The following is a 12,841-nucleotide window of genomic DNA, read 5'->3' as shown; positions in this document are numbered from 1 at the left end:
TTTCCCAGAAAAAGGGAGGGATTCGTGATGAAACAGTTTTTTCGCGAAACCTGGATTGAGGTAAATCTCGATGCCATCAAGAAAAACATTCGGGCGATACGCCGACATATTCCTAAACGGACGAAAATCATGGCGGTTGTAAAAGCGAATGCCTATGGCCATGGTTCTGTTGGAGTAGCCCGCCATGCCCTCGAGTACGGCGCTACTTCCCTCGCTGTCGCCATTTTGGAAGAAGGTATCGTCTTACGAAAGGCGGGAATTGTAGCCCCTATACTCGTGCTGGGATTCACTCCTCTTTCACGTGTCAAAGAAGCGGTTGCCTGGAATATTGAGCTGTCTGCCTTCCAGACTGATTGGATCAAAAAAGCCGATAAAATTGTCAAATCAACAGCTTTCTCCAATCGTCTGAACATCCATATCAACATCGATACTGGTATGGGACGTTTAGGCGTACGGACAAAATCTGAGTTGCTTTCAGTTGTGAAAGCATTAACGTCCAGCTCTTCCCTTGCATGGACCGGAATCTTCACTCATTTTTCCACTGCGGATGAACCTGATCACACATTGACCAAAGCTCAACACGAGTTGTTTGTTCAATTTCTTCGTTTTCTGAAGGAAAAAGGCTTCGAGCTTCCGACCGTACACATGTGCAACACCGCTGCTACCATTGCTTTTCCCGCATACAGCGCCGATATGATCCGCCTCGGAATCGGCATGTATGGGCTGTATCCATCCGCTTATATCCGACAGCTCCATCGCGTCAAGCTCGTTCCGGCGCTCAGCTTGAAATCGCGCTTCTCCTATGTAAAGACAATGCTGACGCCACCGTATACCATCAGTTACGGTGCAACATACATAGCAAAGCGCGGAGAGGTCATCGGGACGATTCCAATCGGTTATGCAGACGGTTATTCACGCGCACTCTCTAACCGGGGATTTGTTCTGTATCGAGGCAGACGGTTGCCGATCGCAGGGCGAGTGACAATGGATCAGATGATGGTCAGCTTGGGAGAAGGCAGTGGAAAGCAAGGCGATGAGGTCGTGATTTACGGCAAGCAAGGAAACCGTGAGATTACTGTCGATGAGATTGCCGAAATGCTCGGGACGATCAACTATGAAGTCGTTGCCACCCTCAGTAATCGCATCCCTCGTTTGTTTTTGGAAAAAGGGGTGGTTGTAGAGATCTCTCATCTGTTGCCGGAAGGTTAAATGAGGCAGGCTTGGAGAATAATTTTTTTTGCGAAAACAAAAAATAGGGAAAACCAAATTCGCAAAAAAGGAATGGAAACATGAAGTCGCGATTCACATACGCCATCCTTCTCCTGTTGACGCTGAGTCTGACTGTAATCAGCTGCAAGCCAGACTCAGCTTCCCAAATCCGTCAGCATAGCCTTAAGACTCAACCCTCAGCTGAGAGAAATGAATCGCAAAAGCCTGTCCTGCTCATTCTTATTGATTCGTTAATGGACAAACCACTTCAAGAAGCGATCCGCCAAGGCCGCGCTCCTGCTTTAGGTTATTTGCTTGCAAACGGGCGCTATTATCCGCAAGTTGTTAGCTCCTTTCCCACCATGTCGGTAACTATCGACAGCACCCTCCTTACAGGTACGTATGCCAATCAGCATCATGTACCGGGATTATCCTGGTTCAGCAACAAGGAAAAGCGGATGATTTATTACGGGTATGGTCCCAAAGAAGGTCTGAAGATCGATCAGCCACAAGTGCTGCTAGATATCCTTCATCAATTGAACCTGGTCCAGCTCAATCCGCATACGAAAACCATCCATGAAGAACTGGCGGAAAAAGGCAAGGATTCGGCTTCGATCAATGGTATTATTTGGCGAGGCAAAACAGCGCACACCTTGCAGATTCCCCGTCTCGTTGAATTCAGTACGCGTTTACCAGGTGAACTGAATGTAACCGGACCAAAACTACTGTCGTATGCAGCATTTGCCCAGCTTGATCCGAATCAAAAAAGTGAAAAGCGCATGTGGCGAAAATACGGGATGAATGATGAGTTTTCCGCACAGGAGATCAATTATCTCATCACCAACAAGAAGCTCCCCCCTCTTACCATCACATACTTTCCAGAAAACGACATGGAGGTACACAGGAAGGGAGCAGCTACCATTGAAGGGATTGAAAAAGCGGATAAAGCACTGCAAACCGTGCTTGATACTTTTGGTTCGTGGGACAAGGCAATCAAAGAAGCGCGGTGGATCGTCATGGGGGACAGTGCCCAGAGCCCTGTTCTGGATGATCGGAAGGCCGCTACCATTGACTTACGTAGCTTATTGACCGACTATCAAATAGCCAAAATCAGTCAGCCTGTGACCCCTACTAACCAAATCGTGATTTCGACCAACGAACGGATGGCCTATATTTATGCCCTGGACTCGCGTATTCCGTTATCCGATATCGCAAGTCGTTTGCAGCGTGAACCGAAGCTGGACATCATTGCAAGGAAGGAAAACAAAAAGATTGTCGTTACAGCAGGCAAGATCAACCGAAAGTTTACCTATCAACCAAACGGTCCCTTTACCGATCCATATGGTCAAAAATGGACCTTCAGCGGTGATCCCAGTCTGCTCGATATGACCATGAACAAGAACCGGATCACGTATGGGAAATATCCGGACGTTTTGGCGAGGCTCTACGGTGCGATGAATTCGCATGAAGGCAGATATGTGGTCGTTACTGTTCAGCCTGGGCATGAGCTCATTACCGAAAGCTCTCCCACTCATATTGGGGGAGCGGCACACGGTTCCTTACACGAGTTGGACTCACTTGTTCCCCTGCTAGTAACCGGGACCACTACGGGGCCCAAAACTTTGCGTATCGTTGACTTGAAAGACTGGCTGCTGCACCTGACAACCAAATGAGATAATCAGCTTTTAAAAAAAGGGCAGGTATCGGCAAATCTGCCCTCTTCTCTTTTTATTCCGTCGCCACCATCATTGTTGTAAAATTAGGAAAATAAAGGAGCTGAGAAGATGTCATTAAAAGAAACCTTGTCCGCGATTCGGGCGAATAGCTTTTTGGCGCCGCCACATGCTTTTGATTTGGCGCTTGAAATGGTTACGCACATCGGTTCACCCGATCCCCAACTGCGTGATGAGCTCATCTATTCTACATTCTCTCATTGGATAGAGGAGGGTGTGCTCTCCCCTGAACAGCTGCAAGAGCTGCTAGCGATTGCACTCGACGACCAGCATTTATTTTATCGCATAGGTGAAAGTGGGACTGACTCGGTATTCACGCGCTCCTTTTCCGTTTTATTGCTTCCCCTTATCCTGATCCTGCATCGGAATCATCCTTTTCTGGCCAAAGAAGCGATCCTTTACGTGAAAGACAAACTTTTCGCTTACATACGGCAAGAAACAGACCTGCGAGGCTATGTGGAAGAAAAGGGCTGGGCACATGCTACCGCTCATGCTGCTGACGCTCTCGATGACCTGGCCCAATGCAGTGAACTGGATCAGACTGACCTGAAGCAAATTCTCGGAGTCATCCGTGAAACAATCACAGGGGCGAAATCAGTTTATGCGTACGAAGAAGATGAGCGTTTGGTGACTGCTGTTCTTTCTGTCTGGAATCGTGATGAACTCTCCTTGGATGATATCGATGGATGGGTTCGGAGTTTTGGGAATCGTTTGGATAGTAGCTATTCAATCGAAGCGTATACGGGGCGAATCAATGTGAAAAACTTTTTGCGGAGCCTGTACTATCGTATCCACGACCAGGAAAAATATAAGCGGATAGCAGCGACCTTACTTCCTCTAAGTGCACAGCGAGCATAGTCCCCGAAAGCAAAAAACGAATGCATGTTCTCCTCTATTTTAGGCACCCTACTGATGAGGAGGGATGATGCATGGATCAACGGAGCTTTGAACAAATTTATGAGGCCTACAAAAATGCTGGAGAACAACAGGCGATCCAGGAAAATGGAGATAACAGCCCACTGACGAATACAGGAAAAGAACAAATCGTGGCCGTCAGGAAAAACGACGATGGAGACTTAATCGCCTTTAAAACAGACACAGGCCGTGAGCTCGATTATATCACTGCACTCAACGATGCAAAGGCTGGCAAGCTGGCTCATGTAGACGTGTTTCACAAATATGGAAGAGACATTCTGCGGAGTGAGCCAGACGGCATCAAGGAAAACAATTTGGATCGTCTGCCTGACTTTTGACGGCAAAAAGGTCGCCCACAGAAGAAGCGGGGCGACCTTTTTTGTATCGACGCGTATTGGATTAGTGGATAAACTTTCCTGTAATCGACTCTTTCGTGGCTGCTACTTCTTTTGGCATTCCGCTCGCAACCACTGTCCCTCCGGAAGTACCTCCTCCAGGTCCCATATCAATCACCCAGTCTGACGCAGCGATCAGTTCTGTGTTGTGCTCGACCATAATCACGGTATTTCCGGCGTCAACCAATTTGCTCAAGAGTACATGGAGCTTCTCGACGTCAATCGGATGCAGTCCTGTCGATGGCTCATCCAGTAAATACAGCGTATGCCCTGTCGAAGATGCACTCAACTCCCTTGCCAGCTTCAACCGTTGTCCTTCACCACCGGACAAGGTCGTCACGGACTGTCCCCATTGCAAGTAGCCGAGTCCTACCTCACACAGCAGGGTCAGCAATTGCGTCATCTTCTTTTGCTCGCTAAACAAGGAGAGGCTCTCCTCGATACTAAGCATCAAGATATCGGAAATGGAATAGCCTTGGTACGTTACCTCCAAGACCTCTGAACGAAATCTTTTTCCGCGGCAATCCGGGCAGACGACCTGCAAGTTGGATAGAAAATGCATGTCCACTTCCACTCTCCCCAGTCCCTCGCAGCGCTCACATCTTCCGCCCGGCGTATTGAATGAAAAGTGCTTGGCATCCAAACCACGCTTTTTGGCTGCTGGCAAGGCAGCGTATATTTTGCGCAACAGTGTATACAAGTCGACGTACGTGGAGACATTAGAGCGCTGCATGCGTGATAGCGCCGACTGATCCACTGTAATGACACTTTGAATGGCTTCAAGTCCTGTAATCGCGCGGCACCCTACTGCTTTTCCGGTTCGCTTCTCGGCAGCCGCTGCCAGCAAATCGTAGACGAGTGTCGATTTACCAGAGCCAGAGACACCTGAGACTGCTACCAGTCTTCCCAGTGGGAACGATACGGTCACATCGCGCAAATTGTGCAACGTGGCCCCTTCAATCGTGATCCGCTCACCTGTTCCTTTGCGCTCTTTGGACGACAGCACTCGCTGTTCTTTCAAGTAGCGGCCTGTGACAGAATGCGGTTGGTTCAGCAATTCTTTCAGCGAACCTTGCCCGACGATTTCGCCACCAAAACGTCCTGCTCCAGGCCCCACATCAATCACGTGATCCGCTTCTTGAATCACTCGTTGGTCATGCTCGATGAGCAGCACCGTGTTGCCCAAATCACGCAGCTCCTTCATGACCTTCACGAGTCCATCCGTGTCCTTTGGATGTAGACCCGATGTTGGTTCATCCAGCAAATAAAGAACACCAGTCAAGCCAGAGCCGAGAATGGAAGCGAGCCGCAATCGCTGTGCTTCACCACCAGAAAGAGAGATGGCCTGTCGATCAAGAGTCAAGTAACCCAGCCCCACATGGATGACGCGCCTGATCTTGATAAGCAAATCATGGAGAACAGCCTCCAAAATCGTATCTTCTTCACGGGCAGCTCGTACATGCACACTCTCCACCCAATCCCCTAACTCCTCTAATGAGCTCTTCGATAGGCTCGGCAGCGTCCTGCCCTCTACTGTAACGAGGCGACTCTCCTCCTTTAACCTCTCACCATGGCAGTCGTGACAAGGTTGGGTCAGAAAGTAAGCAGCTTCACCCGATTGTCCATCTTTTTCCCTATAGCGTTGCCACATGCCTGTGATGACCCCTTTAAACCTTCCCTTTCCTACCGTTTTCGGGGGCTGAACAGAAGGGAAGTGTCGAGAAAACTCATCGCTCTCCACGCCATATTTGAGCAGATCCCACTGCGCTTCGTTGTACTCGTTCAATGGCAGATTCATCGGCAAGTCGTAATGTTTTCCAGCCGCCGCAAGCACGCTAGCCTGATATTCATTAATCGCCTCGTACCAAAAGGTAACTGCTCCTTCCCGAATGCTCTTTGTTTCATCAAACACGGCTTCCACATCAATATCGACGACCGTTCCCAATCCACTGCAAGTCGGGCAAGCACCTTGGGGCGTATTAAACGAAAAATCTGCTTTGGTCAGAGGGAGATGGACATAGGCACATACCGGGCACGTGACGGCTTCTGTTTCTTTGCCATTGGCAGCAGGTGCTATTGGTGCGTGACACTTCTGGCAGCGTCTCTCCCCCTTCTTTTCATAGACTGTCCGCAGATAGGTATACATGTCTGTGACGGTTCCAACTGTCGATCTGGGATTGCGGTTGGTCACATGTTGACTGATCGCAATGGAGGGAGACAGTCCTTCGATCGAATCCACACGAGGCTTCGCTAGTGATTCAGATGACATTCCACTGGACTCCATATACTGTCGTTGGCATTCTCGCTGCAGAATATCAAGTGCCAGCGTCGATTTACCCGATCCAGATGGTCCGGTTACCACCACGAGACGATGCTTGGGAATCTCGAGAGAAATGTTCTTCAAGTTGTTTTCTCTTGCTCCCCGAATGCGAATCAAGTCTTTCATGCAAAAAACCTCCTTCATGATTGAAATATCAGTCCCTTTTGCTGACGATGACTGACCTGCTTGATCAACTATACAACATTCATGCAAGTGCCAAGGTTATTGCAAAAATACCCCTTTGACCACTGTTAGAAATACGAAGCAGCACGTCATGGAGCTTTAACGTTTTTCTCGAACAAAACGGCCCTCTCTTCCTTAGACCTTGCAGCAGTTGGACAGACAATCCCATGCTGCATCGCTCTAAAAAGAAGAAAGGGCCGCTTGTTTGCGACAGGATGTATAGCTTTCGAGGTATCTTCTCTTATTGTGTAGGAGTAGGAATCGCTGGCTCGTTCTCACCGCCCAAACGACGGCGTGCCGTCTCCCTTTTTCCCACTGCCGGTAAATGCTCACCTGCCTTGGCCAATCCCCAGACAGGCATATTTCCGTAAAGGCATTCGTATTTCCCCGGATCGACCAAGTACGTCTCGTGAAAAATCCCCACCGTTCCATCCGTTCCTACCGCTTGGTTGAACTTCCTCCACGCGCTCAGATGATTGTGGCTTGTTCTCGCGTAATTTTCTAGATGCTCATAGGATCGCCAGTACTGGATTTGGGTGATTTCACGGAGATTAAAATGCGAAGTGTGACCCAACAGTCCGAGCTCCGGGTGCTGATACAACTCTCGCATCATACCTCCCATGGCGTTGGCTACTGGCATCCACTTGTGAACCGCAAGCATTCGGTTGATTCGCATCCCGATGATAAATACGACGAAAGGTCCTTCCATTTGTGCTGTAAAACGCCCCGGAACTACTTTTGCCATCCGACTCCCCTACCTTATCAAAGATTTGAGGTGCAGCTCGTAACCCGACATATAATCAGACACATGAAACAAATGTGCAGTCAGATAAGCTCCGTAAAACATCGAGAATAACAAAATTACAGCTTCCTCCTCCGACAGGTGAAGGGCAAGCTGACCATCTTCGGCTGCTTCTTGCACACACTTTTGCAATATTTGATGCAGATCAGTAGCTCTAATGGCTTCTCTCTGCTCTTCCTCAGGGAAGCGCAAATACAATTCAGCATCAGATAAAATCGGTACACACGGGTGCATTTTTTGCTCGGCTAAAAAGCTGATAAGGCTAAGCATGATCCCAGGCTGCTTCTCGCTATCGCGCGTAACCTTGGCAAAAATATGCCGAACGGCTACCCATCCTCTCTTGCCAGCACTTCGCAACTCAACAAAGCACTCTGCTTGCCATATGCTCATGTAATAAATCAAGAGCTCTTCCTTTTGCGGGAAAAATTTAAAGAATGTGACCTTCGACACCTCTGCTCGTTCGCAAATGTCATCCACCAGTACATTTCGGAAGCTCCCGTCGCCTATCAGCTCCAAGGCAGCGTCTAGAAGGGCGAATTTGTTTTTTGCTTTCTTTTTCTCACGTAGTGATAATGGTTCTGCCATCTGGTACTCCTTTTTCATATTTCTACTTTTGTTTATCATAGTATATAAATTAACTTGAGTAAAGTTTTTTATTCGAGTAACCAAAAACAAGCACCCTATTCAAAAAATAAAAATAGAACTTTAATCAATTGATTCCGTATAAAATAGGAAAACAGCCAAGGCTAATTGGAGGGCGAAGAGATGAAAGCGATCGTATACGAGCAATACGGGCCGCCCAATGTCCTACAGCTCCGGGATGTCGCCAAGCCGGTACCAAAGGACGACGAGGTATTAATCAAAGTCTATGCTGCAACTGCCGCAGCGGGGGATTGGCGTTTACGCAAGGCAGATCCTTTCTTGGCACGTCTGTTCAATGGTCTGTTGAAACCGAGGAAAATCAAGATTCTCGGCTTCGAATTAGCCGGGGTGGTCGAATCAACGGGCAGTGGTGTTTCTCAGTTTCAACCGGGGGATGCCGTCTATGCTGCCTGCGGAAACGGCTTCGGCGCGTATGCCGAATACAAATGCTTACCTGAGAACGGTTGTATCGCACTGAAGCCTGCGAACATGACGTTTGAGGAAGCAGCAGCCGTTCCGGTCGGTGCCTATACGGCCTTGCAATTTCTACGGAAGGGCAATATCCAGCGCGGCAGGCGCGTGCTCATATACGGTGCTTCTGGCAGCGTCGGGACGTATGCGGTACAGCTCGCCAAGCATTTCGGTGCGGAAGTGACTGGAGTGTGCAGTACATCAAACGTGGAGCTCGTAAGATCGTTGGGGGCTGACCGAATCATCGATTACACAAAAGAGAACTTCGCGGACGAGGCTGCGGTCTACGATATCATTTTCGATACGGTCGGAAAGAGTCCGTTTCAGGCATGCGTCGAGCGACTGACACCGAACGGCTACTACCTGCGAGCGGTCCATTTTAGCCCTCTGCCAATCCTTCGCGGGTTATGGACGAACATGACGAGCGGTAAAAAGGTGATTGGTGGAACCGCGAAGGAAAACGCGGAAGACTTGAGGTATGTAAAGGAGCTGATCGAGGCCGGCAAGCTGCGTGCCATCATCGATCGCATTTATCCCCTAGAGCAAGTATCGGAGGCCCACTCCTATGTGGAGCTGGGGCATAAGAAAGGCAACGTGGTGTTAACCGTGCGACAATAATTACGAATCGATCGTTCAATAAATAAAGCCAACCAAAACACATTCTCTTTGTGTTTTGATTGGCTTCTTCGCTATTTCATCATTTTTCCCATCCGATAGGCGGCTTCCATGATGTAAGGAGCGTATTGGCTCATTTTTTCAGGAGTCAGGCGGTTGGAAGGACCCGACGCCGCAATAGACGCTACCAATTGTCCGTTGCGGTTGAATATCGGGACGGCTACGGCTGCTGTCCCCAGCTCCCGTTCCTCCACGCTAGTAGCGAAGCCTTGCTTCCTGATTTGATCCAATTGCTCAATAAAAGACTCCTTGTTCACATAGTCAGGCCAATTCGGGTCGCTGATGACTTCCTGCAAAATGAACGGCTCTGCATATGCAATAAGTACTTTGCTGGATGCCCCCACCGTGAGTGGCATACGCGCCCCGATTGGTGCCACCCTGCGAATCGGCTGCTTGCTTTGGACTGCCTGTACGCGTATCCGCTCGTTTCCATCCCGCACGTACAGACTGATCGTTTCCTCCACCAAATCCCGCAATCGCTCCATCTCCGGCAGCAGCAATATCGCTGGATCATCGTTTTGCGACAAATTGGCGGATAACTCCCAAACCCGAAACCCAAGTCGATACTTCTCTGTCTGAACATCCCGTATCAGAAACCCTTTGTTCTCCAGCGTTGCCAGCAAACGATGCACAGTACTTTTATGCAAGGAGAGTCGACTCGCTATCTCGCTCAGGCCCAGATCCGTAGCGTCCGTAAAACAGAGCAGGATATCCAAAGCCCGATCGACTGCTCGAACGTTTGCTTTTTGTTCTTCTTCCATAAGTGTTTGACACCTGCTTCCTACTTTGTTCCGATCGTTTCATCTGATGAAACGAATATGCTACTTTTCAGTATACGAAAAAATAAAGCATAGTAAAGAGCGAATCCGTGGTCCGCTCAAAGACAGGAATGAAAAAAAAGGTAGCCGACCTGTTGCGGCTCCCCTTTTATGCGTTATCGTTGTCTGTTTAAAAATCAAAATGATCTGGGTCTGGCCCAAAACGCTTGTTGTCATTCAAGGCAGTGATTTTTTCTACATCCTCTGAACTGAGAGTGAAGTCAAAAACATCTGCGTTCTGGCGAATCCGCTCTGGTGTGATCGACTTCGGAATCGTGACCACTTGGTTTTCCAAATCCCAGCGAAGCACAATTTGTGCAGGCGACTTGCCATATTTTTGTCCCAATTCTACCAAGAGAGGGTGATCGAGATTTCCTTGCATCAACGGGCTCCATGCCTCTAGTTGAATGTGGTGCTCTTTGCAATACGCATGCAATTCTTTTTGGGTCAGCAATGGATGATACTCGACTTGGTTGACAACTGGAATGATCTCGCTATGTTGGCGTAAATCCTCGAGATGGTGGCTATGAAAATTACTGACGCCAATCGCACGTACATATCCATCGCGGTACAGCTTTTCCAAGGCCCTCCATGTATCTACATACTTGCCTTTTACGGGCCAGTGAATCAGGTACAAATCCAGCGTATCGGTACCCAACTTTTTCATACTTTCATCAAAAGCACTCAGCGTTGACTCGTAGCCTTGATCCGCATTCCACACCTTAGTCGTAATGAACAATTGATCGCGATCAATCCCGGCTTGTCGGATTCCTTCGCCTACGCCGGCTTCGTTGCCGTAGATAGCTGCCGTGTCTATACTGCGATAACCCGCCTCAATCGCGGAACGGACGGCCAACGTTTCGTTTCCGTCTTTTGCCTTCCAGACACCCAGACCCAGCCAGGGCATCTTCACCCCGTTGTTCAAAACGGAATGATCTGTGATATGTGTTGCCATTGGATCTCCTCCCGTCTACCGCTGATATGTACTTACATTAAGAAAGTGTAGCATAAATTCAAAATGAAGCAAACCTTGCTACTCTTGCGAATCTGGATACGCCTCGCCCTCTGTCCCTGCTGCCAGTGGTTTGATCGCCCACCACCTGATCCTTACCCGATCTGTCTGAACAGGTCCCTTCACCTGGACGCCGATCCGAATTGTTCCTTTCTGCGGATAAACGATGACCCCTACGGCAAAATGCGCTGCATCTGTCGCATACTCCGAATCATCAAAAACACTGCTATGCCCGTACATCACTTGCTCATGTTGGGAAAGCAACTCATCGATCACATCTGCATGAAAATCCTCAATTCCTGCACTGACATACACGTTGCCTTTCCCGAGGGAATGCTTGAACTCCTCAGAAAAATAACGATTGCCGATCTTGACTCCAAACGGCCAGTTGGACGAATAGGGCTCAATCGGTATTTCCACCACACCAGTTGCTACTTGTTCATTTGCCTTTCCTGCTCGGGGCAGTCCAAGCTCAAACTGGTAGACAGACGCCAGATTATCGTAGCTCACATCGAACTGCGGCTTATCGCCTGCCGCGATTTCTTTCACACGCGTGGTCACCCGAAAGGAATCCGCATGGGAGCCTTGCTCGACTGGCTTTCCCTTCTGTGCACGCAACGCAAGCTTTTGCAAAAGCGCTGGTGTATACACGTACTCACCAAATGGAACAGGAACAACCTTCTCAATCACATAAGTCGCATTCATTTGCAGCAAGCAGACTTTTGCCAAATAAAGAAAAGGCTGTTCGTTCGCTTGTGTCACCTGATCCAGCTTGCGACTGTAGTAATCAGACACGAGCCGCTCTACCAGATCGTCTAGCGTGATTTCGATTTTTCCTACAGAAACGAGATCGGTATGCACCAAGCGATCACCGAGTCGAACCTCTGCCTTGCCACCCAGCACTTCCAGCTCTACCGTACCGCGATCCCAGCCAGCCTTAATCGGAATGGAGATGACGTAATCCGTCTCTTTCGCGTCAACTGGCTCTAAGAAGGATACACTACCGTCACTGCTTTCCATGACTGTCAGCCCTGGTGCATCCAGCTTGTATTGGAATTGCACCCGTGACGTTTGTACCGTCTTCTCAATGTGCAACTGTATTGAAAATACTTCACCCGGATTGACGTATCGTGGAGTCGCCTGCCAGATGCGCACCTGTGTATCTGCATATAGCAGCACTCTTTGCTCTACCAATTGCACCCCTTCGATGGAAGCAGGATGTGGTGCCTCCTCTTTGATAAAAAGCCGATATCCTTCTGCCACCCGGTTGTATTCAGCCATTTCCTGCTCGACGGTTTCAGAGACGGAGAAGACCTGCTCCTTGCCTTTTTCATCATAGGCCAAGCAGACGTACACATTTTTCGCGTAATCGTTGTTGCTAAAGCCTTCCATCATCGACAGCTTCAGCTTCACAGGCTCAGGAAGTACGATTTCCCTCCCGAGATAATCGAGAGCAACTCCAGCCTCGACCGAAATCTGCTTTTCGTCCACAGCGATCACCTGCAAACCGCATACCACTCCACCCCCGTGAAGCAACCGATTGGTGAGTCGACGTTTGTCATTGAAATAGCGCTGTTCTGATTCGAAATCTCTGACGGTTAACAGCTTCCCTTTGAAATACACATTCCGTTCATGTGGAAAATAACGCAGATTCTTCATCTCGAAC

Annotated in this window: 11 protein-coding genes; 5 read left to right on the top strand and 6 right to left on the bottom strand. The window is 48.9% G+C overall.

Features of this window, described 5'->3' with window-relative positions; translation table 11 throughout:
• Window positions 1-27: 27 nt before the first annotated feature.
• The 4 genes from alr to HP399_RS09750 all read left to right on the top strand — a co-directional run bounded on the left by alr (window position 28) and on the right by HP399_RS09750 (window position 4,195).
• On the top strand, window positions 28-1,209 hold the full coding sequence (alr, locus tag HP399_RS09765; protein WP_173618513.1) for an alanine racemase: 1,182 nt from the start codon (window positions 28-30) through the stop codon (window positions 1,207-1,209).
• A gap of 80 nt (window positions 1,210-1,289) precedes the next feature.
• A complete protein-coding gene (locus HP399_RS09760) occupies window positions 1,290-2,882 on the top strand; it encodes an alkaline phosphatase family protein (protein ID WP_173618514.1) in 1,593 nt (530 codons plus the stop codon).
• 111 nt (window positions 2,883-2,993) lie between these two features.
• A complete protein-coding gene (locus HP399_RS09755) occupies window positions 2,994-3,800 on the top strand; it encodes a DUF2785 domain-containing protein (RefSeq protein ID WP_173618515.1) in 807 nt (268 codons plus the stop codon).
• A 71-nt stretch (window positions 3,801-3,871) separates the two neighbouring features.
• Window positions 3,872-4,195: a DUF3892 domain-containing protein gene (locus HP399_RS09750; RefSeq protein ID WP_017250483.1), complete on the top strand. Its 324-nt coding sequence runs from the start codon at window positions 3,872-3,874 to the stop codon at window positions 4,193-4,195.
• A 61-nt stretch (window positions 4,196-4,256) separates the two neighbouring features.
• Here the strand turns inward: HP399_RS09750 and uvrA are convergent, their stop codons facing one another.
• The 3 genes from uvrA to HP399_RS09735 form a co-directional block, all read right to left on the bottom strand.
• Window positions 4,257-6,698, bottom strand: a complete 2,442-nt coding sequence (gene uvrA / locus HP399_RS09745) for an excinuclease ABC subunit UvrA (RefSeq protein WP_173618516.1) — start codon at window positions 6,696-6,698, stop codon at window positions 4,257-4,259.
• A 298-nt stretch (window positions 6,699-6,996) separates the two neighbouring features.
• Window positions 6,997-7,500, bottom strand: coding sequence for a DUF4188 domain-containing protein (locus HP399_RS09740; protein WP_173618517.1), 504 nt, complete (start codon window positions 7,498-7,500; stop codon window positions 6,997-6,999).
• A 9-nt stretch (window positions 7,501-7,509) separates the two neighbouring features.
• On the bottom strand, window positions 7,510-8,142 hold the full coding sequence (locus HP399_RS09735; protein WP_173618518.1) for a TetR/AcrR family transcriptional regulator: 633 nt from the start codon (window positions 8,140-8,142) through the stop codon (window positions 7,510-7,512).
• Window positions 8,143-8,322: 180 nt separating this feature from the next.
• Between HP399_RS09735 and HP399_RS09730 the strand changes: the two genes are divergently transcribed.
• Window positions 8,323-9,288 carry an NAD(P)-dependent alcohol dehydrogenase gene (locus HP399_RS09730; RefSeq protein WP_173618519.1) on the top strand — a complete coding sequence of 322 codons (966 nt, stop codon included), beginning with the start codon at window positions 8,323-8,325 and terminating at the stop codon, window positions 9,286-9,288.
• 71 nt (window positions 9,289-9,359) lie between these two features.
• On the opposite strand, the gene HP399_RS09725 is transcribed toward HP399_RS09730, so the two are convergent.
• The 3 genes from HP399_RS09725 to HP399_RS09715 all read right to left on the bottom strand — a co-directional run bounded on the left by HP399_RS09725 (window position 9,360) and on the right by HP399_RS09715 (window position 12,834).
• Window positions 9,360-10,106, bottom strand: coding sequence for an IclR family transcriptional regulator (locus HP399_RS09725; RefSeq protein ID WP_173618520.1), 747 nt, complete (start codon window positions 10,104-10,106; stop codon window positions 9,360-9,362).
• A 187-nt stretch (window positions 10,107-10,293) separates the two neighbouring features.
• A complete protein-coding gene (locus HP399_RS09720; protein WP_173618521.1) occupies window positions 10,294-11,118 on the bottom strand; it encodes an aldo/keto reductase in 825 nt (274 codons plus the stop codon).
• Between the two features lie 78 nt (window positions 11,119-11,196).
• Window positions 11,197-12,834, bottom strand: a complete 1,638-nt coding sequence (locus tag HP399_RS09715) for a hypothetical protein (RefSeq protein ID WP_173618522.1) — start codon at window positions 12,832-12,834, stop codon at window positions 11,197-11,199.
• Window positions 12,835-12,841: the final 7 nt, after the last annotated feature.

This window comes from Brevibacillus sp. DP1.3A (genome assembly GCF_013284245.2).
In the GTDB taxonomy this organism is placed as follows: Bacteria; Bacillota; Bacilli; order Brevibacillales; family Brevibacillaceae; genus Brevibacillus.
This window is presented reverse-complemented; position numbering and strand designations above follow the sequence as displayed.

Coding starts and splice junctions, on each gene's coding strand:
- alr (WP_173618513.1), top strand. CDS start 28: ATGAAACAGTTTTTTCGCGAAACCTGGATTGAGGTAAATCTCGATGCC.
- HP399_RS09760 (WP_173618514.1), top strand. CDS start 1,290: ATGAAGTCGCGATTCACATACGCCATCCTTCTCCTGTTGACGCTGAGT.
- HP399_RS09755 (WP_173618515.1), top strand. CDS start 2,994: ATGTCATTAAAAGAAACCTTGTCCGCGATTCGGGCGAATAGCTTTTTG.
- HP399_RS09750 (WP_017250483.1), top strand. CDS start 3,872: ATGGATCAACGGAGCTTTGAACAAATTTATGAGGCCTACAAAAATGCT.
- uvrA (WP_173618516.1), bottom strand. CDS start 6,698: ATGAAAGACTTGATTCGCATTCGGGGAGCAAGAGAAAACAACTTGAAG.
- HP399_RS09740 (WP_173618517.1), bottom strand. CDS start 7,500: ATGGCAAAAGTAGTTCCGGGGCGTTTTACAGCACAAATGGAAGGACCT.
- HP399_RS09735 (WP_173618518.1), bottom strand. CDS start 8,142: ATGGCAGAACCATTATCACTACGTGAGAAAAAGAAAGCAAAAAACAAA.
- HP399_RS09730 (WP_173618519.1), top strand. CDS start 8,323: ATGAAAGCGATCGTATACGAGCAATACGGGCCGCCCAATGTCCTACAG.
- HP399_RS09725 (WP_173618520.1), bottom strand. CDS start 10,106: ATGGAAGAAGAACAAAAAGCAAACGTTCGAGCAGTCGATCGGGCTTTG.
- HP399_RS09720 (WP_173618521.1), bottom strand. CDS start 11,118: ATGGCAACACATATCACAGATCATTCCGTTTTGAACAACGGGGTGAAG.
- HP399_RS09715 (WP_173618522.1), bottom strand. CDS start 12,834: ATGAAGAATCTGCGTTATTTTCCACATGAACGGAATGTGTATTTCAAA.